Source organism: Kribbella sp. NPDC059898, assembly GCF_042730855.1.
Classification (GTDB): Bacteria; Actinomycetota; Actinomycetes; order Propionibacteriales; family Kribbellaceae; genus Kribbella.
Genome location: NZ_JBHWKR010000025.1, coordinates 1 through 24,877, shown reverse-complemented (window position 1 = coordinate 24,877; position 24,877 = coordinate 1). Strand labels below are relative to the sequence as shown.

38 protein-coding genes are annotated in these 24,877 nt (G+C 67.5%); 18 read left to right on the top strand and 20 right to left on the bottom strand.

Features of this window, described 5'->3' with window-relative positions; translation table 11 throughout:
• The first annotated feature begins 5 nt into the window (after positions 1 to 5).
• Complete coding sequence (locus ACFV9C_RS42110; RefSeq protein WP_380203214.1) at positions 6 to 425, top strand: hypothetical protein; 420 nt, start codon at positions 6 to 8, stop codon at positions 423 to 425.
• A 117-nt stretch (positions 426 to 542) separates the two neighbouring features.
• On the opposite strand, the gene ACFV9C_RS42105 is transcribed toward ACFV9C_RS42110, so the two are convergent.
• The 4 genes from ACFV9C_RS42105 to ACFV9C_RS42090 form a co-directional block, all read right to left on the bottom strand.
• Complete coding sequence (locus ACFV9C_RS42105; protein ID WP_380203212.1) at positions 543 to 698, bottom strand: hypothetical protein; 156 nt, start codon at positions 696 to 698, stop codon at positions 543 to 545.
• 101 nt (positions 699 to 799) lie between these two features.
• On the bottom strand, positions 800 to 1,162 hold the full coding sequence (locus ACFV9C_RS42100; protein WP_380203210.1) for a hypothetical protein: 363 nt from the start codon (positions 1,160 to 1,162) through the stop codon (positions 800 to 802).
• Positions 1,163 to 1,230: 68 nt separating this feature from the next.
• Entirely contained in the window at positions 1,231 to 2,487 is a 1,257-nt protein-coding gene (locus tag ACFV9C_RS42095; protein WP_380203207.1) for a helix-turn-helix domain-containing protein, read from the bottom strand.
• Complete coding sequence (locus tag ACFV9C_RS42090) at positions 2,484 to 3,680, bottom strand: helix-turn-helix domain-containing protein (protein ID WP_380203205.1); 1,197 nt, start codon at positions 3,678 to 3,680, stop codon at positions 2,484 to 2,486. Before ACFV9C_RS42090 ends, ACFV9C_RS42095 begins: the two co-directional genes overlap by 4 nt.
• Before the next feature lie 198 nt (positions 3,681 to 3,878).
• On the opposite strand from ACFV9C_RS42090, the gene ACFV9C_RS42085 reads away from it, so the two are divergent.
• The 4 genes from ACFV9C_RS42085 (at position 3,879) to ACFV9C_RS42070 (ending at position 5,761) form a co-directional block, all read left to right on the top strand.
• Positions 3,879 to 4,025, top strand: coding sequence for a hypothetical protein (locus tag ACFV9C_RS42085; protein WP_380203203.1), 147 nt, complete (start codon positions 3,879 to 3,881; stop codon positions 4,023 to 4,025).
• Complete coding sequence (locus tag ACFV9C_RS42080; protein WP_380203201.1) at positions 4,022 to 4,237, top strand: hypothetical protein; 216 nt, start codon at positions 4,022 to 4,024, stop codon at positions 4,235 to 4,237. The genes ACFV9C_RS42085 and ACFV9C_RS42080 overlap by 4 nt, the downstream gene beginning before the upstream one ends.
• Positions 4,238 to 4,326: 89 nt before the next feature.
• Positions 4,327 to 4,668, top strand: coding sequence for a recombinase family protein (locus tag ACFV9C_RS42075; RefSeq protein ID WP_380203199.1), 342 nt, complete (start codon positions 4,327 to 4,329; stop codon positions 4,666 to 4,668).
• 277 nt (positions 4,669 to 4,945) lie between these two features.
• Positions 4,946 to 5,761, top strand: a complete 816-nt coding sequence (locus tag ACFV9C_RS42070; protein ID WP_380203197.1) for an SAM-dependent methyltransferase — start codon at positions 4,946 to 4,948, stop codon at positions 5,759 to 5,761.
• Positions 5,762 to 5,770: 9 nt separating this feature from the next.
• Here the strand turns inward: ACFV9C_RS42070 and ACFV9C_RS42065 are convergent, their stop codons facing one another.
• Positions 5,771 to 6,166: a hypothetical protein gene (locus ACFV9C_RS42065; RefSeq protein ID WP_380203195.1), complete on the bottom strand. Its 396-nt coding sequence runs from the start codon at positions 6,164 to 6,166 to the stop codon at positions 5,771 to 5,773.
• Positions 6,163 to 6,438 (bottom strand): hypothetical protein, encoded by a 276-nt coding sequence (locus ACFV9C_RS42060; protein WP_380203193.1) that lies wholly within the window; start codon positions 6,436 to 6,438, stop codon positions 6,163 to 6,165. The genes ACFV9C_RS42065 and ACFV9C_RS42060 overlap by 4 nt, the downstream gene beginning before the upstream one ends.
• A gap of 221 nt (positions 6,439 to 6,659) precedes the next feature.
• Here ACFV9C_RS42060 and ACFV9C_RS42055 point away from each other — a divergent pair, with 221 nt between their 5' ends.
• Positions 6,660 to 7,742: an ATP-dependent DNA ligase gene (locus ACFV9C_RS42055; protein ID WP_380203191.1), complete on the top strand. Its 1,083-nt coding sequence runs from the start codon at positions 6,660 to 6,662 to the stop codon at positions 7,740 to 7,742.
• A 5-nt stretch (positions 7,743 to 7,747) separates the two neighbouring features.
• Here ACFV9C_RS42055 and ACFV9C_RS42050 read toward each other — a convergent pair whose 3' ends face one another.
• Entirely contained in the window at positions 7,748 to 8,530 is a 783-nt protein-coding gene (locus ACFV9C_RS42050; RefSeq protein ID WP_380203189.1) for a hypothetical protein, read from the bottom strand.
• Between the two features lie 168 nt (positions 8,531 to 8,698).
• On the opposite strand from ACFV9C_RS42050, the gene ACFV9C_RS42045 reads away from it, so the two are divergent.
• The 4 genes from ACFV9C_RS42045 (at position 8,699) to ACFV9C_RS42030 (ending at position 12,010) form a co-directional block, all read left to right on the top strand.
• A complete protein-coding gene (locus ACFV9C_RS42045; RefSeq protein WP_380203187.1) occupies positions 8,699 to 9,895 on the top strand; it encodes a hypothetical protein in 1,197 nt (398 codons plus the stop codon).
• Between the two features lie 154 nt (positions 9,896 to 10,049).
• Positions 10,050 to 10,661 carry a hypothetical protein gene (locus ACFV9C_RS42040; protein ID WP_380203185.1) on the top strand — a complete coding sequence of 204 codons (612 nt, stop codon included), beginning with the start codon at positions 10,050 to 10,052 and terminating at the stop codon, positions 10,659 to 10,661.
• Entirely contained in the window at positions 10,658 to 11,635 is a 978-nt protein-coding gene (locus tag ACFV9C_RS42035) for a hypothetical protein (protein WP_380203183.1), read from the top strand. The genes ACFV9C_RS42040 and ACFV9C_RS42035 overlap by 4 nt, the downstream gene beginning before the upstream one ends.
• A 69-nt stretch (positions 11,636 to 11,704) precedes the next feature.
• Positions 11,705 to 12,010: a hypothetical protein gene (locus ACFV9C_RS42030; protein ID WP_380203180.1), complete on the top strand. Its 306-nt coding sequence runs from the start codon at positions 11,705 to 11,707 to the stop codon at positions 12,008 to 12,010.
• A 255-nt stretch (positions 12,011 to 12,265) separates the two neighbouring features.
• On the opposite strand, the gene ACFV9C_RS42025 is transcribed toward ACFV9C_RS42030, so the two are convergent.
• Positions 12,266 to 13,384 (bottom strand): hypothetical protein, encoded by a 1,119-nt coding sequence (locus tag ACFV9C_RS42025; protein ID WP_380203178.1) that lies wholly within the window; start codon positions 13,382 to 13,384, stop codon positions 12,266 to 12,268.
• A 284-nt stretch (positions 13,385 to 13,668) separates the two neighbouring features.
• On the opposite strand from ACFV9C_RS42025, the gene ACFV9C_RS42020 reads away from it, so the two are divergent.
• The 3 genes from ACFV9C_RS42020 to ACFV9C_RS42010 all read left to right on the top strand — a co-directional run bounded on the left by ACFV9C_RS42020 (position 13,669) and on the right by ACFV9C_RS42010 (position 15,265).
• Positions 13,669 to 13,857 (top strand): hypothetical protein, encoded by a 189-nt coding sequence (locus ACFV9C_RS42020; RefSeq protein WP_380203176.1) that lies wholly within the window; start codon positions 13,669 to 13,671, stop codon positions 13,855 to 13,857.
• A 541-nt stretch (positions 13,858 to 14,398) separates the two neighbouring features.
• Positions 14,399 to 14,998: a hypothetical protein gene (locus ACFV9C_RS42015; RefSeq protein WP_380203174.1), complete on the top strand. Its 600-nt coding sequence runs from the start codon at positions 14,399 to 14,401 to the stop codon at positions 14,996 to 14,998.
• Between the two features lie 108 nt (positions 14,999 to 15,106).
• The gene (locus tag ACFV9C_RS42010; protein WP_380203172.1) at positions 15,107 to 15,265 is read left to right on the top strand and encodes a hypothetical protein; all 159 of its coding nucleotides are present in this window, start codon (positions 15,107 to 15,109) and stop codon (positions 15,263 to 15,265) included.
• A 41-nt stretch (positions 15,266 to 15,306) separates the two neighbouring features.
• Here ACFV9C_RS42010 and ACFV9C_RS42005 read toward each other — a convergent pair whose 3' ends face one another.
• From ACFV9C_RS42005 to ACFV9C_RS41950, 12 genes are all read right to left on the bottom strand, one after another.
• The gene (locus ACFV9C_RS42005; RefSeq protein ID WP_380203168.1) at positions 15,307 to 16,218 is read right to left on the bottom strand and encodes an AAA family ATPase; all 912 of its coding nucleotides are present in this window, start codon (positions 16,216 to 16,218) and stop codon (positions 15,307 to 15,309) included.
• A gap of 120 nt (positions 16,219 to 16,338) precedes the next feature.
• Positions 16,339 to 16,773 (bottom strand): hypothetical protein, encoded by a 435-nt coding sequence (locus ACFV9C_RS42000; protein ID WP_380203166.1) that lies wholly within the window; start codon positions 16,771 to 16,773, stop codon positions 16,339 to 16,341.
• Between the two features lie 86 nt (positions 16,774 to 16,859).
• A complete protein-coding gene (locus ACFV9C_RS41995; RefSeq protein WP_380203164.1) occupies positions 16,860 to 17,036 on the bottom strand; it encodes a hypothetical protein in 177 nt (58 codons plus the stop codon).
• 86 nt (positions 17,037 to 17,122) lie between these two features.
• Positions 17,123 to 18,850, bottom strand: coding sequence for an ATP-binding protein (locus ACFV9C_RS41990; RefSeq protein ID WP_380203162.1), 1,728 nt, complete (start codon positions 18,848 to 18,850; stop codon positions 17,123 to 17,125).
• Positions 18,847 to 19,053: a hypothetical protein gene (locus ACFV9C_RS41985; RefSeq protein ID WP_380203160.1), complete on the bottom strand. Its 207-nt coding sequence runs from the start codon at positions 19,051 to 19,053 to the stop codon at positions 18,847 to 18,849. The genes ACFV9C_RS41990 and ACFV9C_RS41985 overlap by 4 nt, the downstream gene beginning before the upstream one ends.
• Entirely contained in the window at positions 19,053 to 19,331 is a 279-nt protein-coding gene (locus ACFV9C_RS41980; protein ID WP_380203158.1) for a hypothetical protein, read from the bottom strand. Before ACFV9C_RS41980 ends, ACFV9C_RS41985 begins: the two co-directional genes overlap by 1 nt.
• 72 nt (positions 19,332 to 19,403) lie before the next feature.
• Positions 19,404 to 19,826, bottom strand: a complete 423-nt coding sequence (locus ACFV9C_RS41975; RefSeq protein ID WP_380203156.1) for a hypothetical protein — start codon at positions 19,824 to 19,826, stop codon at positions 19,404 to 19,406.
• A gap of 128 nt (positions 19,827 to 19,954) precedes the next feature.
• Positions 19,955 to 20,344 carry a hypothetical protein gene (locus ACFV9C_RS41970; RefSeq protein WP_380203154.1) on the bottom strand — a complete coding sequence of 130 codons (390 nt, stop codon included), beginning with the start codon at positions 20,342 to 20,344 and terminating at the stop codon, positions 19,955 to 19,957.
• Positions 20,345 to 20,373: 29 nt separating this feature from the next.
• Positions 20,374 to 20,688 carry a hypothetical protein gene (locus ACFV9C_RS41965; protein WP_380203152.1) on the bottom strand — a complete coding sequence of 105 codons (315 nt, stop codon included), beginning with the start codon at positions 20,686 to 20,688 and terminating at the stop codon, positions 20,374 to 20,376.
• On the bottom strand, positions 20,685 to 21,356 hold the full coding sequence (locus ACFV9C_RS41960; protein ID WP_380203149.1) for a hypothetical protein: 672 nt from the start codon (positions 21,354 to 21,356) through the stop codon (positions 20,685 to 20,687). Before ACFV9C_RS41960 ends, ACFV9C_RS41965 begins: the two co-directional genes overlap by 4 nt.
• Positions 21,357 to 21,430: 74 nt before the next feature.
• Complete coding sequence (locus tag ACFV9C_RS41955; RefSeq protein WP_380203147.1) at positions 21,431 to 21,805, bottom strand: hypothetical protein; 375 nt, start codon at positions 21,803 to 21,805, stop codon at positions 21,431 to 21,433.
• Positions 21,806 to 21,933: 128 nt separating this feature from the next.
• Positions 21,934 to 22,344, bottom strand: coding sequence for a hypothetical protein (locus ACFV9C_RS41950; protein WP_380203145.1), 411 nt, complete (start codon positions 22,342 to 22,344; stop codon positions 21,934 to 21,936).
• 120 nt (positions 22,345 to 22,464) lie between these two features.
• Between ACFV9C_RS41950 and ACFV9C_RS41945 the strand changes: the two genes are divergently transcribed.
• The 5 genes from ACFV9C_RS41945 to ACFV9C_RS41925 all read left to right on the top strand — a co-directional run bounded on the left by ACFV9C_RS41945 (position 22,465) and on the right by ACFV9C_RS41925 (position 24,724).
• On the top strand, positions 22,465 to 22,734 hold the full coding sequence (locus ACFV9C_RS41945) for a hypothetical protein (RefSeq protein WP_380203143.1): 270 nt from the start codon (positions 22,465 to 22,467) through the stop codon (positions 22,732 to 22,734).
• A 45-nt stretch (positions 22,735 to 22,779) separates the two neighbouring features.
• On the top strand, positions 22,780 to 23,058 hold the full coding sequence (locus ACFV9C_RS41940; RefSeq protein WP_380203141.1) for a hypothetical protein: 279 nt from the start codon (positions 22,780 to 22,782) through the stop codon (positions 23,056 to 23,058).
• 10 nt (positions 23,059 to 23,068) lie between these two features.
• Positions 23,069 to 23,377: a hypothetical protein gene (locus ACFV9C_RS41935; RefSeq protein ID WP_380203139.1), complete on the top strand. Its 309-nt coding sequence runs from the start codon at positions 23,069 to 23,071 to the stop codon at positions 23,375 to 23,377.
• A 349-nt stretch (positions 23,378 to 23,726) separates the two neighbouring features.
• On the top strand, positions 23,727 to 24,314 hold the full coding sequence (locus ACFV9C_RS41930) for a nucleotidyltransferase domain-containing protein (protein WP_380203137.1): 588 nt from the start codon (positions 23,727 to 23,729) through the stop codon (positions 24,312 to 24,314).
• Positions 24,315 to 24,397: 83 nt separating this feature from the next.
• The gene (locus ACFV9C_RS41925; protein WP_380203135.1) at positions 24,398 to 24,724 is read left to right on the top strand and encodes a hypothetical protein; all 327 of its coding nucleotides are present in this window, start codon (positions 24,398 to 24,400) and stop codon (positions 24,722 to 24,724) included.
• Positions 24,725 to 24,877 lie beyond the last annotated feature (153 nt).

The following is a 24,877-nucleotide window of genomic DNA, read 5'->3' as shown; positions in this document are numbered from 1 at the left end:
GAGGGATGAAGGCGGACGAGCCGAACGGGCCCGCAGAGGGCAGCCAGGCCTCGTCGGAGAGCACAGAGCTCACCGACGAGGCCTTTGAGGCGCTCACCGCCGACCTGCGCGACCCCGCCGACGTCAGGTACAAGCAGTACCCACGCCCAAGCCTTGAGCTCGTGAGCGTTCTGGACCTGCCGAGCGTCATCGGGAAGCGTCTGGTTGTGGTGGCCCGGTCGAAGCAGAGCGGGAAACCAGCCAGCTACTCGAACCTGCGTGCCGCCTCGGAAGTCTTCACCGACGAGGCAGGCAGCTGGATCCGGATTGCCGAGGAGTGGCGCTGGTACATGTGGGTCGCGTTGCCAGAAGACAGCCGGCCACCCATGTGCCCGCGATCCAAGGCACGGCCCACAGTGAACGTTTGGGTCGATCCGCTGAGCTGATCCTCCCGATTCGGCGCACTACGACAGATGCTCAAACCCCCCGAGCATGACGAGTGCGCTCGTGGCGGTCCCGAGGCCATCTTCGGGACCGCCACACCTCTCTCGCTCCCCGCCCGGCTAGAGCTGGTCCAGCAGCTCGTCGTCCCGCCGTACCGGGTCCTTACAGCAGACCACCGGCCGGGCCACGATCGTGAGCAGCCCGAGCAGCCGCCGGACCTGGTCCGCGGTGAACTGCTCCGGCGTGGCTGGCTTGTATCGACAGCGTCGTCGCATCACAGATCGCTTCCTCCCCCTGGGGGAGCTATCGGAACGACCCGGGCGATCGTTACAACTCGCTCGGTTCACTGACGGCGGGTTGGTTTTCGTCTCGCAGGTCAGAGCTTCGGGGGCTGCCGGGAGTGTGGGCCGGGCCCGAGCATGCCGTCGTCCTCGAGGAGGCGCAGCGCGTCGGTGAGCCGCTCCGGTGTGAGTCCGGTCGCGGCGGCCAGCTCGTCGAAGTGCAGGCCGGTGCCGGCGGGCAGGTTCCCAAGCGTCTCGACGACGCGATGCTCCGCAGCGAGGTCGCGCAGGCCCGGCAGGATTGCCTGGAGCCCTTCGACGAGATCAGCGAGCTGGGTCTCATCAAGGCCAGCGGCACGACGGCGCGCGATCTCGTCAGGGGCGCCGGTTAGGAACTGCTCCAGCTGGTCGACGTGGTGGCTCAGCCGGATCCACGCCATCTCGTCGTCGGTGAGCACGTTTTCAGCGTGCGCTCGATCGGCGTGGTCCTACAACCCCGGGCGAGGGCGGGAAACGTGGACTGTGGTCAGAGCCTGATGCCGATGTGGTCTGCCAGGAGCCCGACCTCGTCGGCGTACGCACGCCGGCGTGCCTCGACGAGGTCAGCGATCAGGCCGCGGGCATAGCCCTGGTGCCGGATCCACTCCGGTGCTTGCTCCCGTACGTCGAGCAGCTGCTCGATGGCATCGCTCGGCTTGTGAAGAGCCAGCTGGGACGCGGCGATGTCCAGCTGGTGTCGGTGCCGGTTGTTGGCGGTGGGAATGGTCGACGGGAGGATCCGGTCGGCGAGCTCGAGGGCCTTGCCGTGGTCGCCGAGCAGTACGGCGTTCTCCACCTCTTTGAATCCGACCGTGGCGGCGCAGAACCCAGCCACGGGTGGCGGCATCCACCGCTCGCTCCGGCTGGCGTCGTTCAGGCCGGTCGCCGCGGTGCGCGCCATCCGCATGTACTCCTCCGCGTCGTCGACGCGCGCATCACGGACCGCGGCAGCTGAGGCCCGAACCATCAACCACCCCCAGGTCGCGACCTTCAACGGGGACGTCTCGGACATGCGTGGTTCGATCCCGCCGGCGGTCTCGATCGCGAGCTGCTCGACCTCGGGAAACCGGCGCTGCAGGAGCAAGGTCCAGCACTGAATCGTGACGGTCCAGGCCGCGAGCAACTCGTCGCTGGATGCGTGGGCGATCTCCATCGCTTTGCCGAGCGCATGGTTGGCCAGATCGAGTTGCCTGACCTGAGTGAGGACCTGGGCGGCGTAGAGGTAGGCCTGCGCCGCTGGCAACGTGTTCGTGGGATCGGCTGTCCGGATCGCCTGGGCTTCCTCCAGCAGCACCGGAACGGCGCCCAGCACGTCGTCGTACTTGTCCTCGGCGTAGAGCCGTTCGGCGTACCGAAGCGTGGAGTCCCAGCTATCGGGGCTGGCCGGCTGATCTGTCGTGAGATCGAGGCCGAGCGGCGGGTACAGCGCGCGCCGAATCGGCAGCAGCGCGTCCGGAGGCTGCTCACCCTGGACCGCGGCACCGCGCGCCGGCGCCATCAGATCGCTGGTCCGGACACCAAGGGCCCGTGCGAGCCGCTGCAGGGTGCGGATCCGGCCACCCCGGGCTCCACGCTCGATCGCCCGGATCGCCGATACCGAGACCTGCGAGCGTTCCGCGAGTTCTTCCTGCGTCAGGCCCGCATCGCGCCGGCGGCGTGACAGCGTCTCGCCGACCTGTGCGACGTCTTGTGGCTCCGTCGTGAGCTCGGCACCGGTGTCGTCGAGGTCGTGCCGCGAGGTCATGCAGGGATCCCGACGTGCGTAGCGAGGAGGTCGATGCTCTCGCCGATCCCGCGCCGCCGTGAGCGCTGAAGACCCCTGACGACACTGCGAGCGTAGCTTTGGTGGCGCATCCATTCCGGTGCTGCCTGACGGAGGTCGAGCAGCTGCTCGACGGCCGCGGCCGGCTGTCGTACGGCGAGCTGGGACGCGGCCAGATCGAGCCGGTGCCGATTGAGGTTGTTGACGGTCGGCATCCGCGACGGAGCGATTCCGCCGGCGAGCTCGAGGGCCTTGCCGTGATCGCCGAGCAGTACGGCGTTCTCCACCTGCTTGAACCCGACCGTGGCGCTGCAGAAGCGCTGCACCGGCGGCGGAGCCCACCCGTTCGTGTTGGTTCGCTCCGCGCGCTTCACCGCGGCTCGCTGGGCGTGCTGCAGATAGGCGCCTGCGTCATCGACCCTGGCGTCGCGGATGGCCGCCGCAGAGGCCCTCATCATCAACCAGCCCCAGGTCGAGAGCCGGGCGACGTCGTCGTTGCCCATCCCGGGCTCGATGCGATCGGCAACAACCGTGGCCAGTTGCTCGACGTCGCGGAATCGGCCTTGCAGCAGCAGTGTCCAGCACTGGATCCCGGCCACCCACGCGGCGAGCATCTCGTCCGAGCCTGTCTGTGCGATGACCATGGCCTTGTCGAGGACGTGGTTGGCCAGATCGAGCTGACGAACCTGGGTCAGCGCGTTCGCCGCGTAGAGGTATGCCTGGGCCAGTTCCACACCTGATCCCAGCGCCCGGGCGTCTTCGATCAGCCCGGGAACCGTGGCCAGGACCTCGTCGTACTTGTCCTCGGCGTACAGCAGCTCGGCGCGTCTGAGCTCGTAGGGCCAGTCGACGGATTCGGCCGCGTCGGCAGCTTGGCCGGCGTCGAGGCCGAGCGGGGGAGTGAGGACCTGCCGGATCGCCAGCAGGCCGCCCGGCTCTCGATCGGCGACGACGGACACGCCCCTCGCCGAGGCGAGCAGGTCCGACGTGCTGACCCCAAGCGCGAGAGCCAGCTTGCCCAACGTCTTGATCCGCCCGGCGCGTGCGCCTTGCTCGATCGCGCGCACAGTGGCCACCGACACTCTGGCGTGCTCAGCCAGCTCTTCCTGTGTCCAATCGCGCCGGTAGCGAAGACGAGCCACCGTCTCCCCAACGGACGGGGTATTCTCAAACATCGGGGCGTACCTTCCCTGGAGACTTCGACACCTCCAACGGTACGCCCCGATTCCTTACACCCCGGTTCCCAACTGACACGTTCCGTATTACCCTGCCGGACCGCGCGAGCAGATCAATACGTTGTGTCACTTCACCAGCCCATAAGGTGACGGCAAGGGTGGGTCTTGTGGCACCCGGCCAGTGCCGCACCGCCGGGGTTGAAGCAACTACCCATTCTCAGCCCCGGCGGCCCCACAGCAGGCCGGAACGGGGACAGGAACGTGAGCAAGGAATTCGTCGCGCTCTATGTGATCGCGCTCGCCTGGTACGTCTACCTCGGTGTCACGCAGAAGGCCGACCGGTGACCGTGGCCGTCGTAGAAGCGCCGGTCGCGCACCGGGTACAGGTCTGGCTGGGTGAAGTCGCCATCCTCGAACAGATCACCCGCACCGAGGCGGCAACGGCCCGGGCGATCGGCTACCTGCAGCAGCAGTTCCGCTATCGGCCTGTCACCTGCGTCCCGCTGACCGCCGCCGAGCTCGCAGCGCTGACCCCCTGGCCGGGGGAGCGATCGTGAATCATGCCTGGGACCTGGTCGAGGGTGGCGCACGCCGTACGACGCCGGGCACACGGCTGGTGGCAGCGGCTGAACGACACCTTCCGCCGATGGATGGACGAGTAGCCCCCGCGCAGCCAGCGGCCCGGCCGTTCGTAGTCGGCTACGTCTGCGAACAACTGCTCCTCGGCCCGGCCGACCTGGAGCGCACCAAGGACCGCCTGCACGAGTACGCCGCTGCAGCCGACTTCCACCTCGGCAGCATCTACGTCGAGCACGATGTCGACGGCCGCGTCGGATTCCAGGCCTTGATGGCGGCCGTCGAGCGGTACGACGTACGGCACGTCCTGGTCCCGGGCCTGGCACACGTCCAGCCGATCGGCCGCGAGTCCAAGAAGGCTCACATCGAGCACTTCACCCAGGCCACCGTCCAGGTGGCCGGCTCGCCCTGAGAACTGGGCAGAGCCGCCCGGGAATCCTCACCCGGTGCGCGCCATGGGCTCCTCAACCCACCGTGTCCCGCGGCTCTGCCCCCTCATACCGGAGTCCTCGGCCCCATCCTCAACCGGCCCCCTGACCACCGAGCCAGGTGAGGATGCCCCCTCCCCGAGGCCGAGGACTCCATCAGACCCGGTGGGTGGGCGTGCTGATCACGTCGTCCGCGCCCGCCCGCCGGTCCAACCCACGACCCACAACGGGTCCCCGACACAGCGCTAGAGGCGGACTCGCGTGACCGATATCGGCTTCGACCTCTCGGTCGCCCGAGTCTGGAATGCGCTCGCCGGCGGGCGGGACAACTTCGCCGTCGACCGAGCACTCCTCGCCCCGATCCTTGCCGACGTCGCGCCCGGCCTGCGCAAGCTGCCAGAGGCGAACGCCGGTTTCCTGATCCGGGCCTGCGAGTACCTTGCCGGCGAGGCCGGCGTCACCCAGTACATCGACTGTGGCCCCGGATTGCCGATCGGCGCGCATGTGCACGACGTCGTCCAGAAACTCCAACCCACGGCCCGGGTGGTGTACGTCGACCAGGATCCGATCGTGCTGGCCCATGCCCGCGCCCTGCTCGAGGTCAACGACCGCATCGCGGTCGTCGAGGGCGACATCTTCGATCCCGACAGCCTGCTCAGCCACCCAGCCATAAGGGACCTACTCGACTTCACCCAGCCAATCGCAGTACTGCAGACCGCCACACTCCACTACCACCCAGGCCCCGTGGCCGAGCTCGCTGGCGTTATGCAGACCTACGTCGACGCGCTCCCTTCTGGCTCCTACACGGTGATTTCCCACTTCATGGATCCCGAAATCCCCGAGCGGACCGCTCGCGTCAGGCAGATCGAGAAGCACCTGGCCGTGAACGAGCACGGCAGCGCCTGGTTCCGTACGCGCGACGAAATCAGGAGCTTGTTTCCTGGCCAGGACCTCACCGAACCTGGGCTGGAGGCGTGCATGTACTGGCCAGACCCCGATCTGGCCATGAGGTCATCCGCGTCCACGCCAGAGTGGACGGGCGAGCTGATCGCCGGTGGAGTCGGCCAGTTGCGTTAGCTCAGCGGGTCAGCCGGCGCGTCTGTGCGTATCGAGATATTCCTGGATTGCCTCTCGCAGAACCGCGGCCGGCTTAAGGTGCCGCTGCTCGGCGTAGGCGATCAGGTCGGGGTCTAGATAGCTTCCGAGCGCGTCCCGGAAAACCTCGCTGATGGTGGTGTCGTTGTGGTCGACGAATGTGACCAGGCCTGCGTCAAGGTGCCGGGGCAGCCGGGTCTGTCGCACCGGGGACTTCGCCCCCGGCGCGTTGGGGTCGAGAGTTGGCCGGCCTCCGCTCGATCGCTCGAGCAGCTCTCGCCCGAAGGTGGCGGCTGCATCGCCGCGGAGCGCGGTCTTTGAGTTGGCTGGCAGCTCCATGTCGTGCTCAGCCCACTCGGCTGCCGCGTCGTAGTCGTGGTTCGTCATTGGTCCTCCTTCATGCGCTTGAGGTGCTTTTCCCTGGCGGGCATCACGTGGAAGATGTGCAGATCGCGGGGTGGGGTGACCTCGACCATGACCTCCAACAGTGCGCCACCCAACTGGCGCGGCGGCCCGATGAACAGCGTCGGCCGGACCGTGGCGGGAGGCCGGGGTTCGTCGAACTCCTGCTCGACGTAGTACGCATTCATGATCGCGTGCACCGCGTCCTCACGGTCGATGCCGTGCTTGTCTGCGCTCGGTGCCCACGTGATTGCCATACAGGTAGTGTACTACAAAACCTAGGTTGTGTCATACAAAACGTAGGGTAGGATTGCCACCGGGCGCATGCTGGACGTTGTGACCGGTGAATGGCACTGCGGCAAGTGCGAAGGGGCCGTCAACGTCCCCGAGCACCACCGGTTCTGCCCGAAACGCGACCCGGCGCTGAAAGTCGAGAGGGTAATCGTCGTCGGTCGCCCTCGCTCGGACCGGAGACCTGATGAGCCCGGCCGGCCCGTCGTCGGTCGCCCTCGCTCGGACCGGAGACCTGATGAGCCCGGCCGGCCGCCGAGCTGACCAGCCTGTGGCCATCCCGACCGGGCTGCAAGGCCCTGTCGACGTCGCCCTCGCCAAGGCCGCCGAACAGATCCCAGGCCCCAACGAGCTGCCCGGCGGCAGCCGCTACGAGCCGAAGTGGGACGGCTTCCGCTCGACCCTGACCCGGGTCGGCGACGAGACGCGACTGTGGTCGCGCAATGGCACCGACCTCACTGCCGCGTTCGCTGACGTGGCCGCAGCCGCCGTACGCCAGATCCCCGAAGGTGTCGTGCTGGACGGCGAGATCGTCGCGTACGTCGACGGCAGGCTCAGCTTCGACGCGCTGCAGCGGCGCCTCGTGGCCGGCCGCCGTACAGCCCGAGCGCGAGCAACGGAGTATCCCGCGTCGTACGTCGCGTTCGACCTGCTGGCCATCGCAGGGGTCGACCTGCGCACACAGCGCTGGACCGTACGTCGGCAGCGCCTCGAAGCCCTCGCCTCCGGCTGGCGCCCGCCGCTGCAAGTCACGCCTGCAACCGACGATCGTGCCGAAGCGGAGCTCTGGTTCGAAACGCTCGCCTCCATGGGCATCGAAGGCATCGTGACCAAGGGCGCCGCGACCCGGTACGTGGGTGGCTCAAGAATCTGGATCAAAACCCGCCACCGCGACACCCAGGAGGTCATCGTGGGTGGCGTCCTTGGCCCCATCACTCGCCCGGCAGTCGTGATCGCTGGCCGGTACGACGAAGCCGGCGACCTCGTCATCGTCGGCCGCGCCGGGCCGCTCTCTCCCATTCAGTCGGCCCAGCTCGCCGCAGCACTGACCCCTGCAGCTCCTGATCATCCGTGGCCGGACGAGATCTCGGCGTACCCGTGGAGCAGTCGCGCGACCAAGCAAGTCCTGACGAAAGTGGACCCGCAGGTGGTCGTCGAGGTGTCCGCTGACACCGCCACCCAGGGACGCCACGCTCGCCACCTGATGCGCTACCGCCGCATACGGCCAGACCTGACACCCGAAGACCTCCCGGACCTCCCAAGCACCTGACCAGCTCAGCTTCCCTGGTTCCGCTCATCGAACATGCCGACCGCCGCGTCGAGGACCCCCGACGCTGCCCTGGTAACCCACCACACCCGCGTCAGGTCATTGGTCATTCGCAGCGTCTGTACGTCGCCGTTCTGGCTGATGAGCTCGCGCTTCAGCAACGACACCTCCGGCCAAAGACGTCCATGCGTGAAGCCCGAACACGCCTGCCACGCCAGGAACTGCCGGCGCTCATGCCGCTCGGGCAGCTTGCCCTCCACCTCCTTGACGATCTCGCTAGGCCGGAGCCCCGGAATCTTGTCCGACCCGCAGACCCGCAACGCGATGGCCTCGAGATCCTTCAGCCGGTCCTCGCGTGACCGGTTCACCGGGATGCCGGCTTGGGTCGCTGCGGTGTCGCCGTCGTACACGTCCTGACGCGCTAGCTGGAGCCGTCGCAGCACCCGGGCCGGGCGCCGTCTGGGTTCCAGGAGCCAGTACGCCATCGATCCGGTCTCGATGGCCGCCCGCACCAGCGTGAACGGCGGGCTGGTGTGAAGGGCCCCGGATCGAAGCAGGCAGCCGAGAGCGTGAAGGTGCTGGTACCCGACACCGATCAACCGGCCGGCGTCATGGGACACGTGGTACGGATCCGACTTCTTGTCGTCGCCGGCCAGTGCGCTCCCTGCCTTCACCGCGAACCGGCTCTGCGGGCCGTCGAGTAGTGCCTGCACCTTGTCGACGTAGGCAAAGATGTCGGCCAGCTGCCGCTCGCACTCCCGCCGCACTTCTTCCTCATTGATCGTCGTCATACCCATCCACCCCGATAGCCAGATGAGCTCCCGCCCACCTCCCGGGCCACCATGGTGCGGCCCGGTGGAGCCTGGCTTACCACGCACTGAACCGTTGCGTCGCGTCGAATTGTCGGCCTTCTCCGCCACACTGGATGGCCCTACGTACTCGTCAAGCAGAGGAGTCAGGTGGCCAGCAAGAAGCATTCCTGGACCGCGGCTGGTGCAGCCCGGACTGCGCGCGAAGCCCGGGTCGCGACAGCTGCGTTCCTGCGCGACGCCGAGGTTGCCCGGTTGTGGCAGGGCGGCCGGTTCATGGAAGAGCACCAAGTCAAGACGCACGCGGTCGGCGACTCCGATTCGGCAGCACTCCTGCTGACCACCGGACTCGGTTACACCGAGGACTGGCGGCCAAACGACTGGGTCGAGGTCGCTGACACCGTCCTCGGCGACCTGACCGAAACCATGACCGCCGCGGATCTCTACGTGCTCAGTCCAGCGATGCGCGACGTCGTCGTCGCGGCAGCGCTGAGCCTGACCATCGATGACATCGCCCTGCTCACACAGGAAGACCTGCCCGCGCTCAAAGGGCTCCTGGTGCTGCCCGAGCCGCTGATCGTGACCACGGCCAAGGGCCAGCTCGGCGACGACCTCGCCTACATGTGGGACGGGACGGCGGGGTTGTCGATGGTCGACGAGCACCAGCGAGGCCGCTTTCGTCGATTGGCCTGGACCCGTGTTCCCGCCGTACAGGTCACCTCGTTCTCAGACTCGTACGGCCCGATCCAGCCGGACTCCTTCCGCGACTTCGCCAGCTACGCCGAACTTCAAGGCACCCCGGTTCCACCCCTGATGCTCGACGGCATCCGCTGCACCCGCTACGACTGGACCCCGACCGGCGACCAGCGCGCTGCTATCGAAGATCACCGCCGCGCCGCCCAGGCAGTCAACGCGTCGAGCCGGGCGATGGCAGATGCCGTGGGCTGGGACGAGGACAACGTCGAAGCCGACTACGTGCCGGGCTCGGAGATCACCGACGTCGACGGTCTGTTCTCGATCAAGTTCCTCTACGCGTTCTGGCGACTCTGCGCACAGCGGATCACCGACATCAGCGACGCCCCGGTGAAGAACGCAACCCGCGCCGCGGCCGAACGTGCCGGCACCAGCCCAGAGGTCCGCGTAACCCACCTCCGCACCAGCGCCCGCGGCGGAAACGACCCAGAGACCGGAGCAACCTGGAACCACCGCTGGGTGGTCCGGATGCACAAGGTCCGCCAGTGGTACCCCTCCGAGCAGCGCCACAAGGTGCTCTACCGCGGCCCCTACATCAAAGGCCCAGAGGACAAGCCTCTGCTGGGTGGCGAGGTGGTCCGCCACCTTGGCTGACCTCACGCGGTGCCTGTGCCGGGCGCGGGTGAAAGCCAAGCCGATCCGCCGTCCGCCTTACCCACCTAACGGACCTCCTCAACCAGTTCAGCTATCAGCTAACGGTCTGCGCCGCACCCGCAAAAGTGTCGGCACCTGAGCTCACACTGTGTGCATGACTCGTAGCGACAGTGCGATACCGGAGCGCGTCACAGCTGAATGGCTCCGCGAGTTTGAAAAGGACCTGGACGCTGACCTCAAGCATGCGGCCGTGATCGTCAACGAAATGGAAGCAGCCAAGGCCCGGGGCGATGAGATGCCGGTCGACGAGGGCGACCTGGCCTGGGTCGTCGAGGTCCTGAAGCGACGGGAGCAGATCCCTGAGCTGAGGCAAGAAGCCGAGGCCGACACAGCTCGCGAGGAACTGCGCATGAGCCGCCGCCGGCAAACGTTGCTGGCCGCGGCGGTGCACGCGGTCGCCGTACTGCTGCTTGTCGTCGTGGCGTTCGTAGGGTCGTTGTCCGTCCTCGGCTTCTGTGTTGCGATCGCAGCTGTTGCGGCGATCGCGTTCCTGACGGACGCAGCTGGCAAATGGATCGGCGTCCCGGTCTCGGTGCCTGTCGTGTCAATGGTGCTGCTGATCGCTGGCGTGCTGGCCGGGCTTGGCGTCCTTCCGTGGCCGTTCTTCATCGGGCCGCTTCTCACATGCGCGATGGTGGCCGGGTACCGAGTGATCAGCGGCGATCCGGCCTTCGCCCAGGGACAAGTCGAGGGAGACGCCCAGTGAGCTACGACGAACCAGTCGGCGGGTATGCCGCGGCCAGAGACCTGCGCCGCCTCGAGGGCACGGTCTCGTCCAACCAGCGCGAGCTCGAGGAGAGCGTCTCATCGGTCCGCCGCGATGTGGAGATGCTCGAAGGGACGACACATGACCTGTCCGGCGACGTCGAGAAGCTCCAGCAGGACGTCGAAGAGTCCGTCGACGAGCTGACGTCGACCACAGCCCGTCAGGCAACCGTGATCGGCCGCCTCGTACGCCAGCTCGCCTGGCTGGAGCAGCACGTCACGCTGACGACTGGTCGGCCGACCATGCTCGACGAGGTCACGGCGTCGATGAAGCGCAGTGCGACCGCTGCCCGAACGTACGAGGTCATGACCTCCCAGCTGCTGACCGACGCCCAGGTCGCACAGCACGAGCGAGAGATCGTGGCGTGGGAGAAGTGGGAGAGCACCAAAGACAGGCTCGATACCGAGCTGATCACGGCGACACAGTCGGCCCTGCGGGGTGTGAACGCCGTACCGGCCGATGGTGGCCCGGTGGGTGTGGCGAAGGTCGAGAGCCTGGCCAAGGAGCAGAAGGACCATGCCCAGTACAAGGCCTGGTTGAAGCCTCAGGCCTCCCGCGCACGCCGGGCGCTGGCCGATCACAAGGCCCTGCTCGAACAGTTCGGGTCGACGCTGATAACCGGGAAGACGGCGCGTACGAAGCTCGCGGGCGAGGTGCGCACCCGTATCGAGGCGATGCTGGCCGAGCCCGACGAGCTGCCGCCGCTGTGGTTCAGCATCGCTCTTGGGCAACGCCCGCCGTCCGATCGGCGCATGAAGTGGCTGGAGGCGGCCGAAGCGGTGGTGCTGTACCGGGTCATGTACGACGTGAACCACCAGGTCGACGCCCTGGGCCCGGACACCGTTACTGACGCGGTGCAGAACAAGCTCCGGGCCAACGCAGCCAGGCTCCTGGAGCAGTTCGCCCGCGGCTGAGGCGTGCACAAACAACGTCGGGGCCCGGAAGCCAACAGGCTTCTGGGCCCCGACGTTTGAGGGTCAGCGGTGAAGATGTGGCAGCACCGGTGGGTCGAGCGGGGGCGGAACCAGGCCGTCACCTGGCCAGAACGGACCTTGAGCAACGAATGCGCGTACGTGCCCGGACAACTCGTCGAGCTGCAGTTGCCGATCGCTTGCTCCGAGTACGAGCTGGCCGCCGCCGGCCTGGTGAAGAACCTGCCGGGTGTTCGGGCCGCCACTGAGCAAGGCCGCGGTGATCTCCGGAACACCCAACCGGAGCGCGTCGCATCCCTGGGACCGGGTCAGCCTCACAAGCTGGGCGACGACGGCTTCCCAGTCACCGATCTGTGACCACAAGGATCCGCCGGCGAGTTCGAACGTCAGCGTGGACAGTGGAACGAGCGACCCGGCAGCGCGGCCTGGGAACTCGGTGAGGCATCGGTAGATCCTGCCGGCGTCGGGCTGGGGGAGTGCGGGGTGGAGGAGCGTGGCCGCGTGGACGATGGTCGCGTTGATCGGCCTGGGCTGCTGCTGATCGGCGTACGGCTCGTGAAGCGCGAGAAAGTAGACGTCGGGCGTTGAAGTCATAGAACAGGGGCCTCCAGGTCAGACGGCGGCGTACAGGGTCGTTGCGTCGATCGAGGTCGGACCGGGAGTCCAGACGGCGGCTGGGATCCCCAACCTGTGCTTGATCTCCTCGGATGCCCAGGCGCGGGCGTTGGGCTCGTCGATGGTTCCCTGGCTGCGGGCGTACAGCTCGACGAGCCTCCACCCATCGGAGTGACACACGAGCACGAACTGGTTGTGCAGGTCCTTGACCACGGTGCTCCAGCCCACCGGCCCGGCGGCCCCGAGCGGTTCCCACGGGTGAAGCTCCCGTCCCGCGAGCCGCTGCTCGGCCCACGCCTTCGCGTCGGCATCGCTGAGCAGCTCGGCCTGGTGGTCGACGAGCTCTCCGGCCCAGATCTCGTGCGGATCCCACTGCACAACCAGGCGCTTTCCCAGGTCCGGCCCGGGAACGTTCGGCCGGCCCCGTCGTACGGACTCCAGCTCCACCAACCCCATCACCGTGGCCTGGCCACCCATCACTGGTGCCAGGTCGGGCAATCCCCGCACCGCGTGCGGATCGACCGCGTGTGTGACGGCCAGGACCACGCTGCCATGCCGCGCAGCCAGCTCATAGGTCTCCTGGTCCAGCACGAATTCGAAGGGACCGAACAGGCCCGACTCGAACACGACGACCGCCCGGTCGGCACGTAGCTCGGCGACCACGTCGGCCAGCGGTCGATCGAAGCCGACCTCGAGCGGCGTACGGAGACCGGCGGCCTGGAAGCCGACGTTCGGCTGAACCGTGGGCCGGCCGCCGCGGTCGCGGGTCAGTACGACCTGCTCGAGCGACGGATTGACCAGCAGCATGGCGCGCGGGTCAGGTCGCCCCTGGCTCTCCCCGGGCATGACGAACCCGATCGTGTGGCTGGTCCGGAAGTGGGCATCGGCCCAGGTGATCTGGATCTCCCGCCACGCGGATAGCCGGCACGTCGCGTGGTGCAGGTCCGCAGCGATCGCACTGCCGAGGTCGCTCACGCTGAGCGTGGTCGGAACCTGGCCCAGTGGCCGTCCGCATGTCTGACAGTTTCCGGCGTACAGGCAGCCCAGGACCTGGTGCAGCCGGTCGCCGAGCTCCGCGCGGATCCGGTCGTCGACGACAACGTCGGTGATCGCCACTCAGCACGCTCCCCGCGGCCGTACCACCTGGATCTCGTCAACAGTCTTCGAAGGCCTCATGCACACAGTGTGACCGGTAGCAGGGACGCAGCCGAGGAACGACCACCGCGCGCCCGCCCTCAGCGACCGGCGCCGGCACCCGGCGAGGGTTCGCATTTTGGACAGATTAGTGCGGCTTCTGGACCGTCGCGGGCTTGCGCAGACGGCAGCATGGGGTGATCTCCGACCCCTCATGGGTCTGCTCGACGCCGCGGACCGGGTCCGCCGCTGGAAGGAGCCGTCCGATGCCCGATGTGCTGTATGCCCTGCTGGTCCAGCTCATCCGCGATCAAGGTGGGTCGGTGACCGTGCGCGTGCCGGACCTGCTGGACCAGGTAACCAACGCCACCTGGCTGATCACCGGGAACCGCGGGCCAGGCCCGGTAGACACCACATGGACCGTCGAGCGAACCTTCGACCCTTCGCACAACTGAATGACCCAGCACCTGGCCTCGGCTGCGATTCGCCGCGGCGCACATCCGGCCGATTGACTGCCGCTACGTCGACGTACGACGCTCTGCCCGTGATGACCTATCGAGTGCCCGTCGACCTCGCGGCACCCCCCGCTCCTCCCCGGTTCACCAACGTGAAGGACTTCTGGACCCAGATGTTCGATGCCCTCGGCATCTACGCCCGCCTGCCGGTGACAATGACGACCGCCGGCGGCGCCACCGTCCGGCCTGTCACCGAGCTCCGCCACAACTTCTACGTCGTACTGCCCGACCCCAGTGGCCCACCGGCCACCGGCGAGGCACCCGCGACCGGCGGCGGCCGGCGCCGTGGACCGGGCCCTGCGCCAGATCGGCCTCAGCGAGCAGGACGCCGCCGTCGACGCCGAGGCAGTAGAAGCACTGACCGACCCTGCCGGGGACTGATTTCAGGGCGCACCGCGACGTACCGGTGCGGAAGGGGAGCGGAAGGTCGGCCCCACACGTCGAACCACCAACGTCATGGGTTGTAGAGAGTGAGACGAAGTTGAGTGACCTGGTGTTCAACATTGTGAGTGCGCTGCTCGCGCTCGTGGCGATTGTGGTTGCAGCCCGCGCGACCCGGCACGCCAAGAGACAGGCTGACGCCGCCGAAGCGGCCCAGGCCGTTGCAGCTACGAGCAACGAGATCGCTCGAAAGGCCCTGGCGGAGGCCGCCGCGGTTCGCGAGCTCGCGCATCGTGAATGGCACGGCAACGCCACCCCAGGCCTGACCGTCCGCCTCGGCGAAGGCCGGGCGGAACCGGGCGGCTACGAGCTGATCGTGGAGACCGACAAGGACCTGGACAGCTGCGTCCTCGAGCTGGCAGAGGGAACGGAGCCCACCGAGGTCGCTGGCCTCAGTGCCGGGCTCACCGAAGCGATGTTCGGCCACAACCCCGAGGTGAACCTGCGGACAATGAAGGCCGGAACACCCAAGCGCCCGGCGATCTGGCTGACTCCGACTGCCGATGGCGTGACCGTGTACCTGCGCTGCACGGTCACGATCGGTGAAGAGACCTGGGGCCCGATCGTGCACGAGATCAAGATCCCTGCGCCAGCCCGAGTCCACAACCCCGCGAAGTCGCGTCGACGGATCGAGCGGTAACCGCCGACCGCAGGTCGGACCTCGTTGCACCGACCCCGGCGACAGACAGATCTTCTACCACCGCCGCGACCGGCTGACAGCCAATACGCAGAAAAGGGGTGACGGACCATGTCCGAGCCGATGATCTATACGGCGTACCCGAGCGGCCCCGCCGGTGAGTGGACGGTGTGGGATCACCTGAAGGACCAGGCCGTGACGATCGGCGTCCCGGAGGCCGAGGCTGTGCAGCTTGCCGGCACATTGGAACAGGAGTACTGGGCACAGTGAGTCCGAGACCCGGTGATGACGAGGTGGGCGCTGCAGCCTCGTCAGCTGGGTGACTCGTCGGGGCGTGGTCGGCCACCCAGCAGGTTCTCCTCCCAGAGCTCGCCGAGGGTTGTATCCGAGAGCCATGGTTCCAGTCCAGTTGCGTCTGGCCGGCGCAGTTGGACGCCGGCAGCAGTCCGCTCCGCGACTGCCACGTCGTCCAGACCGAACTGGTTGAGCAGCGTTGTCGATTGCGTTGAGACGACAACCCGCCGATCCTGGGCCGCACGCTTCATCAGTGCCGCGGCCTGATGAACCGCGAAGGGGTGTAGGCCGAGCTCGGGCTCGTCGATGATGATCGTGCCCGGTGGGTTGTCCTGCAGAAGGAGCACCGAAAGGCAGATGAACCGCAAGGTCCCGTCACCGAGCTGCCCGGCGGACATTGGCTGGTCGAGCCCATGTTCGAGCCACTGCAGACTCATCGTCGACCCGGAAACGTCCAAGACGAAGTCACTGAAGTACGGCGCGATCGTGCGGACCGTCCGCACGATGCGCTGGTATCGGCTCGGTGCGTCAGCTCGCAACCGGAGGAGCACAGCCGCGAGGTTGTGCGCGTCGTCGGCAAGGGTGATGTTGTCGGCAGGGTCGACCCGCCGCTTGGCCGGAGCGTCCAGGCTGGTGTCGTCGAAGTGATGAACCCGGCAGCCGTTCAGCGACTGGACCAGGCCTGCACCTGGTTTGGTCTGCCGGCCGCCCATCGGTGCGAGGGCATGCCGTTCGCCGGTTGGGTCGAGGCGCACGCGGAAGCCGTCTGGTGGGCATCCTGGCTGCTGGGCCCAGACCTCGATCTCGGCTCCGGCGGGGATGGGCCGCCAGCGACCGACGTCCTGGTGGTCGATGATTCGGCCCAGGATGTCGAACGCGGCTAGCATCTGGCTCTTGCCTGCGCCGTTCGCTCCAATCAGCACCGTCACGGGACTGCGAAGGTCCAGCACGGCGTCGTGCAGGGACCACAGTCCGCGTACGCGGACTCCCTGCAGAGGGCTTGGCTCAGGCACCTACGTCCTCCTGCTGTCTGCTGTCCCAGGGCCGGTTCAGGGCGTGTTGCGCCCGGCGACGAGCGCTCGCCGGATCGCGTACTCGCGGCCGACCTTGCCGGCCTTTATAGAGCCGCTTCCGATCTGCTGCAGGATCGCCTGGCGGGTACGGCCCGTTGCGTCAGCGGTCTCGGTCACGGACACGAAATCCGGCACCGCCGGCGGGCTCGAGGTCTTTGCCGCGGTGAGTCCGCCCCAGACCGCAGCTGGCACTCCGAATTGCGCGACGAGACCGAAGGCAGCGGTGATTGCCTGCTGCAGCGAGTCCGCGGGCACTCGGAGGTACAGGACGAGCCTCCGCTCGGAGACCTCGCGTCCGCCGAGTGCGGCCCCGGCCAGCATGTCGATGATGCCTTCGACGGCCGGGGTGTTGGTGCCGCGCTCGAGTTCGACCTCGACGTCGTATCGCGGTTGGACGGTGTCGCCGGCCATGACGGGGAGTTCCTCTCGGTGGCTGGATACTGGCTCAGAACCTAGCGGAGTCGCTGTGCGGGCTGTCCGAGTGCTGCTCGGAGCGGTCACCATGCGATCAGCCCGTCTCTGATCCGGAGCTTCCTCGCGAGGCGATCGCAGGCCTCGACCAGCTCCCGGCGCTCGCCGGGTAGCAGGTCGTCGATCATCTGGTCGACCACATCATCGTCTCCGCGTTGCTCGGCGAGGATCAGGTTGGCCTCGATGTACGGGGTTTCGCTCATTGTGAGTGCTCACTTCCCTGCGGGTACGTAGATCGGGGCTGTGTCGGCTATCCGGCGTGGGTCGGCGACCCGCGAGGTGTCGGGGGTCACTGGGTAGCTCCGATGCTCGTCATGAAAGTGGGGTCCGTTCGCCGGGCGCCCTTCTCGACCAGGCCGAGCTTGCGCAGCTTGCTGAGGATCACGCCGACCGTCGAGGCAGTGGGTGAGTAGCCGGCGCGATCGCAGAGTTCCTCGTTGCTGAGGGCATCCGGGTAGGCGTCGATCAGTACGTCGAGCACCCTCCGCTCTCCCTCACCCATCCGCGGGTGATTCCGCCAGTACGCCAGCAGCTCGGCGCCGCTGGGCAGCGGCTGCACACCGCCAGCAGCTTCCAGGCCGTCTTCGGTGAGTCGTATTGGCTGCCCCTCAGCGACGTATCCGGCGCGGCGCAGTTTCGCCAAGATCACCCCGAGCGTTGATGCCTTCGACGAGTACCCGGCGAGGAACGCCAGCTCGTTGTGGGTGCGTCCCTCAGCCCACTGCGCTAGTACCTCCAGCACCTTGCGATCTCCCTTGCCCAATCTGACTGAGTCGTCGGCGGGGTTGGCCCGCGGTGCCGGGCGCGCAGGCGTCGCGTCGCTTGTCTTCGCGGTGCGCGTGGGCGCGCGTACGTCGTTGAGCTTGGGTGGTTTCGGCGCGGGCAGCGGTGGGAGCTGGACGTTGGTGCGCTTGAGCCCTTCCAGCATCGGCTGGAGGGTGACGGTCATCTGCGCGGTTGCCGCGTCGAGGCCAGCGAGGATGTCCGCGGCAACGCCTGCGAGCGCGTCGCGCATCTCCTCGGTCACGACGGGCACCTCGATGGGCTTCGGTTCGGGGCGTGCGCGTTCGGCGGCGGCCAGGGCGCGCTTCAGTTCGGCGATCTGGGCGCGCAAGGCCTTCGGGTCGTTCTCCTGCGCTCGCTCGATCGTTTCGGCCATGGCCTCCTTGATCGCGTCGACGTCGACCTCAGCGAGCCGGGCCGGTGGCCGGGGCTTCGCGCCGACCTTCGGGGTCGCGCCGGAGTCGAACGTGCGCCGGCGCCGGAACTTGATCTTCTCCAGCGTCTTCAGGCGCTCCGGGGAGAACACCCACGCTTCTCCGTCTGCCAGCGACGGCAGGTCGGCGACCGCTTCAGCACCGGTCGCGTGGTCCTTGACCCAGTCGAGGATCGCGGCCTTGTCCTGCGGGCCGATCGTGCGAAGCGTGATCAGGGTCTCGACCTGTGTCAGGACGTCCTTATTCAATGACGCCGAGCGCTGCGTGATGAGGGTGCAGCCGAGTCCCTTGTACCCGCCCCACTTCACCAGTTGCTCGAACGCGCCGACCAGTTTCGCGTTGTCGCCCGTCACCCGCTGGGGGATGTACCGGTCGGCTTCCTCGCAGAACACGTGCAGAGGCTCGGTATTCTCGTCGTACAGGCGGAGCACGAAGTCGATGAGGAACCGGCGCTGGTCGGCGCCGGTCATCCGCGAGACGTCGACCACGCAGGTCAGGCGCTTCTGGACGATCAGGTCAGCGACCAGGCGGCCACCCGTTGGCTCCAGCGGTACGTCCCCGGCGCGACCGCCGAACACGAGTACGCCGAGACCGGGGGCCTTCCCGTCGCCGGCGGCGCGGACACCCCACCAGTCGCCCTTCGGGTCGATTGCAACCCACGGCAGGCCGCGGTCGTACATCTCCTCAGCCATGACGACGGCAGCGTTGCTCTTGCCCGCGCGCCGCTTGGCCAGGATCGCGAAAGTCTCGGTCACCGCGTCATCGGGGAGCGCGAAGCCCGGCGCGATCTCGAGGGTCATCGGATCCGCTCCGGGGTCGGGATCGGGAGGGGTCCGTGCTGTGCGGGAGGCCCGTACGACGTCGACGCCGTGTCGGGCGACAGCCCAAAGGGTGCGCATCTCGTGCTGACCATGTCGCAGCGCCCGTCCGCTTCGCCGCCGGCCAGGTCGTACACGGCGTGCAGCGCACGCATCTGCGTGACGGTCAGTCCGAGGCCCGTCATCAGTTCGCTCCTTCCGGGCCGGCGGGCCAGTCGACGCCGTATCGATCGGCCAGTGTGACGCAGCGCGGGCACCGGTGTTCCGGGCCTTGCTCGGCAGTCATCGGGTCGCGGTCGTACCACGCGTAGCGGTTGCACATCGCCGCGCCGGAATGGCGGGTGATCGAGGTACGCCGTCCCGTCGTGGCGGTCAGAGTGCGCGACCCTTCCCAGACCTGTGACCGGGGCACGTGGTACCGCACGCTCCAGCTGGTGGGGTTCTCTTCGAATCGCTCGCCCATGGGAGTCAGTCTCCTGCTATCGGGTTCGACCCGCTGTGCGGATCTCGGCCCTGTGGTGATGGGGACGGGAGTTCAGACATGCCCGAACCTGGGCGCGGTGTAGGCGGTGGTGTCCTCGAACCCGGACTCGATCAGGGACTGCTTGACCTTGTCGTACGACACGAGATCGCCAGCCGCGAGCCCGGCCAGGAACTCCTGGAAGCCGATCGCGGCCATCGCAACCCACGCCTCCTCCGCAGCGTCGACGCGCAGGCTCAGGCCGTCGCGGAACCTGGTCCACACCAGCCGCCACTCGGCGACGCACGCTTCGTGCTGGCCGTTGGCGTAGGACTCGAGGCCGACCGAGATCTCGTGGATCTCGTCGTGGTGGCGACCTTTACGGGCCGCCTCGCCGTACCAGGCCTCGTACGGCAGACAGATGCGCCGGCGGGTGGTGCCGGCGTCGAGTTCGGCCTGCAGATTGGCGATTTCGGTGCTGAGCTTGGTGTGAGACATCGCGGTTTCCTCCTGAACTGAGTGCGGCCCGGCCGGGCTGATGGTCAGCTCGGCCGGACTGGGGGATCTGTACACGTTTGTGCTGGGTGGGCCGGTCCCTCGCGCATGGGGACCGGCCCACCCAGCTGTCATGGGGCTGTCGTTGGCCGCACGGTGGCGCTCATCGAGCGGTCGTCGACCGCGACCACGTACCGGTCGCGGTTCGTGTCGGCGAGGTGCAGCTGCTCGGCGGCCAACTCGGCGGCGTCCGGGCTGTCCGAGATGATGCCGCGATACCTGTAGGTGATGGTCTCGGTGAGCAGTACGTCGTAGGTGTCCATCGGGCGTTCCCAGCTATCGGCCGAGCTGCTGTTGTCGGTGACCCGGAGCAGGACCCTGGAGCCGTTGAGCTCCTCGTCGTCGGAGACGACCGTGGCGCTGTAGTAGCCGGGTTCGAAGACCGTGTGGGCCTGGTCGGCTGGGCCTTCGTAGGCGGGGGAGTCGAACGGGGCGTCGGGGTCGGTGACGAGGACGATCATGGGGCCGTGTTCTCCTCTGGGTCCGGTGCTCATCCGGCGAGCTGGGTCTGGTGGGGGTAGTCGGGGTTGGTGTCGAGGTGCTGGACGCCGATCACGGCGGCGGTGCTGTAGATGGTCAGGCGGCCCGGAGCGGACTCGTCGCAGGTGGCCTCGGTGTACACGCGCACCAGGAGCCGGTCGCGGGACGGTACGCAGTAGCCCCGGACGGTGCTGCCGGTGTTGAGCGTGAGTTCGAGGCGTTCGCCTTCCCAGAGATCGAAGACGATGCCCATGGCGGGCTCGGTGCCGTACGCCGGGGCCAGCTGGTCGAGCTGGCCCCGGGTCGTCGTTGCGGTCTCGGTCACCGGGCGGCCCGGAAGGTGAGGCGGTAGATGTCCTCCAGCTCGTCCAGGGCCTGGAGTGTGGCCTGGAGCTTCGCGCCGGGGATGTCGTCGTCGTACTCGAAGTCGATCGTGACGAAGGGGTCTCCGCCGTCGCCGCACGGGTCCCAGGCCTTCCAGGTGTAGATGCTGACGACGTCGGCGTTGACGATCGTCACGTGGTCGTCGGCGTCGACCTCGCTGGCCAGGACCCAGCAGGGCCCGCCCACGTGCGCGGGTTCGAAGGCGTGGAGCCGTTCGGCGTACAGCTGGTGGGCGAAGTGCACCAGCGAGTCCGGAGGGGTCAGCGGCCGGGGCGGGCCTGCCGGTGGCCGGTGCTCGTCGCAGGGCTCGTTCTCGTTGATGACCGGCGCGGCGCAGGTGCCGGTGGAGCACCAGCCTGCCGCGCGTGTGGCGATCTCGGCCGAGGTGAAGGGGATCGCGTGGAAGACGACCGAGCCCCGGGCTCGCATCTGGCCGGTGTAGATCACCAGGCCGGGGACCTCGTTGCCGTAGTCCTTGGCGTGTGTGATCTCGACGATCTTCCCGGCGAACTTGCCGCTGAGCCATTTGAAATCGTTCCGCAGCTGGACCAGGTCGCCGCGCTGGAGATCGGCGAACTGGTCCGTCGCGGTGCTGTGTTCCTGAGTCACCCGTTACTCCCTCATCTTTGCTGTCTGACAAGGTAAATCATACCGGAAGCCTTGTCAATTAGCAAGGGGAGGGGTTAGTTGTTCGGTTCGGTCTGGGGCTCGATCGGCCGGACGGCCGAGGTGGGGACGTCGCGGAAGATGCCGTTCCTGCCGTACCGGCCCAGGTCGATGTGCGGGCCGCAGTCGAGTGTGACCGCCGTACCGCGGTTGGTGCGGCCGATGCTCACGACCTCGCCGATGAGGCCGTTGAGGTACTTCGGCTTGAGGCCGTGGGTCTCGACCTTGTCGCCCTTCTTCAGCGTGGCTGCCATCTTCGCCGCGTCCATGGCGCGCAGCTGGCGGATGCGGGCGTTGCCGGTGTCGAACAGTGCGCGGATCTCGTCGCTGTTCTCGGTCGATCCCACGTAGTCGAGTACGTCGGCAAAGGTGGTGTTCGAAGTGTTGGTCATCGGTCGTGATTGCCCTTCTCGAATGGGGGTTGTGATTCCTCGGTTGGTGAGTGCCGGGGAGGTGGCCGGCGAGCTGCTGGGGTGCACCCGCGCCGGGACTCTCCGAGGGTCCGGCGCGGGTGCGGGGGTCAGCCCGTGGCTCCCGAGCGGTGGGCGTCGTGGTCGCGATCACCGATCGGCACGCACTCCGGCAGGCCTGGGGTGTAGGGGCTGCTGGGGCAGTCCTCGGGTGCGTCGGCGGTGGCGGGCAGGGAGAAGGTCTCGGTGACCAGGACTCCGATCCGATCGAGTACGTCGCCGTGCTGCTCGGCGGCCTGCTGCTCGTCCGCGATCTCGGGGTAGTCGGCTGGCTCGGCGCAGTACTCCTCGACGGCGTACTTCTTGATGGCCGCGATCAAGTCCTCGTGAGTGTGCGCCGCTGTCGACCACACGACCTCGTAGTCCTTCAAGTGGATCGCGGCGTGGATCTCGATTGCGCCTCCGGTGCTGCGTGAGGGGCCATCCGTCACGGTTCCTGTTGCGAGCTGTTCCTGGGTCACCGGCACTCCTTCGGTTTGCTGTTCGGCAAGATCAATCTTAACTAGAACCTTGTCAAACGGCAAGCCATGGGGCAGACTGATTCTTGTCAGATAGCAAGGGCATCGAAGGAGAGCAAGGCAATGGACCGGAACGACCAAGACCTCCCGCGAGCGCAGCGGATTCCGATGCCGGATGTCAGCACGATCGCGGACCGGTCGACCTGGGTCGCCGACCCGGCGGACTCGGCGCGGCTGACGCACCCCGGGATTCCGGGCTGGGTGCTCGACACGAGCAACCCGAACAAGGTCCGCATCTACGGCCTCGTCGAAGGCATCGAAGAGGAGCCGCTGATGGCTGCCCCGTCGTTCGCCGACGCCGTGGCGCTCATCGCCTACATGCACGGCAAGTAGCGACAACCACCCCCGAAACCGCAAGCACAGAAGGGATTTCCCACGATGACGACCACGCTGAACTCCACCCGGCATGTCCGGGCCCTGAACTCCTTGTCGGCGATCGACGAAGCGTTGGTCCGGCTCCCGTACGAACTCCGTCAGTGCGAGGTCCTGCGCCGAGAGGCGGCCTATCTGGCTGGCCTCTTGTACGAGACGGCCTTCGAGCAACTGGCGGTCGACCTGCGGGGCTCGGTGGCGGACCTGCTCGACATGGAGCCCGCGCAGCGTGCCGCCCGGGCGATCCGCGAGGCCCTGGTTCAGCCGTTCGCGGCGCACTGCTGAAGGAGACGAGATGACCACGATCCTCGCCCGACTTGATCGGGCGATCGCCGCCCATAGCGAACAGCCCGCCGAGTGGTTGGACGCCGCCACCGCGCTGACCGAGAACCTGGTTGCCACGGCCCCGGACCTGCGGTCGCTGCTGGAGGCGTACGACGCGATCCAGAAGGAGCGGGACGACTCGGAGGCCGAGCTCGAGGACCTGGAACTGAGCCTCGACTACCACGCCGCCGAGAAGCGCAGGGACATGCTCGACGGCTGGGCCGAGCGGGAGGCCTACATCGCCGGCCGTCTGATTCACCTTCTGAGAGCGCCGAAGTGACCACGGGCTCCGCGTGACGGGGCCCAGTCAACAACTGCAGATCGACGACCGACCCAAGACTCGGGGAGGGCCGCGGTGAAGGATCACGCACCCGCGGTGCCTCCCCGTTCCAATTCCCGGAGTTTGGCCGGCGGTCGCGAAACCGCGGCTCAGCGGGCCAGAATGCCCCGTACGACCGCCCCGCAGCGCTCGTGCGCCCGACTGGCCGCACCGCCCAGTCAGCGCCCGCAGTAGCGGCTCGTGTAGTAACTGGGGCGTAGTAACTATTCTTGCTATAGAGAACCTATAGTTTCTATCCATGGACATGTCTCGGCCGATCGGCACCGTGGTGCCGTCGTTGGATGGGCCCGTGCTGCAGGTGCTGGCCGGTACGACGCGGCCTCTGTCTGGCCGCCAGGTGCAGCAGCTGGCGAGGACCGGCAGCGCCCCCGGCGTACGGAAGGTTCTCGCCCGCCTTCGTGCCACCGGTCTGGTCACGGCGACGGAGGCTGGCGCGAGCACGTTGTACGTGCTGAACCGCGAGCACGTTGCTGCAGCCGCGGTGGAGCAACTGGCAGGGCTCCGGCAGATCCTGCTCGAGCGGATTCGCGAGGCGATCAAGGCCTGGCCGGTTCAGCCGGTGCACGTGAGCATGTTCGGCTCGTCGGCCCGCGGCGATGGGGATATCGCCAGCGACGTTGACATTCTGCTCGTACACGAGGAATTCAGCACCGAATCCGAGAACGCCTGGGATGATCAGCTATCCGAGCTGGGAGAGTCCATTCGCGGGTGGAGCGGGAACATGGCACAGATGTACGATCTGAGCCTTTCCGAACTGGAGGAGCACTTCGTGGCCGGCGAACCGATCGTGCAGGACTGGATCAAGGACACGATCCCGCTGGCCGGTCCTGACTTCCGGCGTCTGCGGAACCAGCTGGCACACAGGACCGCCGAGTGACTCCCAAGGGAACGGGCCGGACCCAGGCGTGCAGCCCGGAGCAGGCCCGTGTCCGACTGAGCCAGGCCCAGGCTTTCCTCGAGGTGGCCGAGCTCGTCGCCGACGATCCCGACGACCTGGCCCACCCTGGCGTGGCGGCATCACTTGCAGTGCTCGCCGGTATTGCCGCCACCGACGCGGCCTGCGGCTTCAAGTTCGGCCGCCGGCCACGTGGCCAGGACCACGGCCAGGCCGTGGACCTTGTGACTGAAGTGGGGGCCAACGGCAAGGAACTGGCACGGGCTCTCACGCGCCTCCTGGCAATCAAGGACGGCGCTCACTACGGCATGGTCTACGTAGGGCCCCCGCGCGCCCGCGCCGCCGTACGGCACGCACGCATCCTGGTGGACGCGGCTACCGACATGCAGTAGCCTCATTGCCATGAGCAACCCGGGGTTTTCGCGAAGCGAAAACGGGCATTCGTTGCCATTGGCCCCCTGGCCGTTTCTGGCCGAATTGCCGCTTTAGCGGCAATTGCTCTTCGTAGCCGAAATAAATGGGCGCGAAGCGCCCATTTCCCAGCC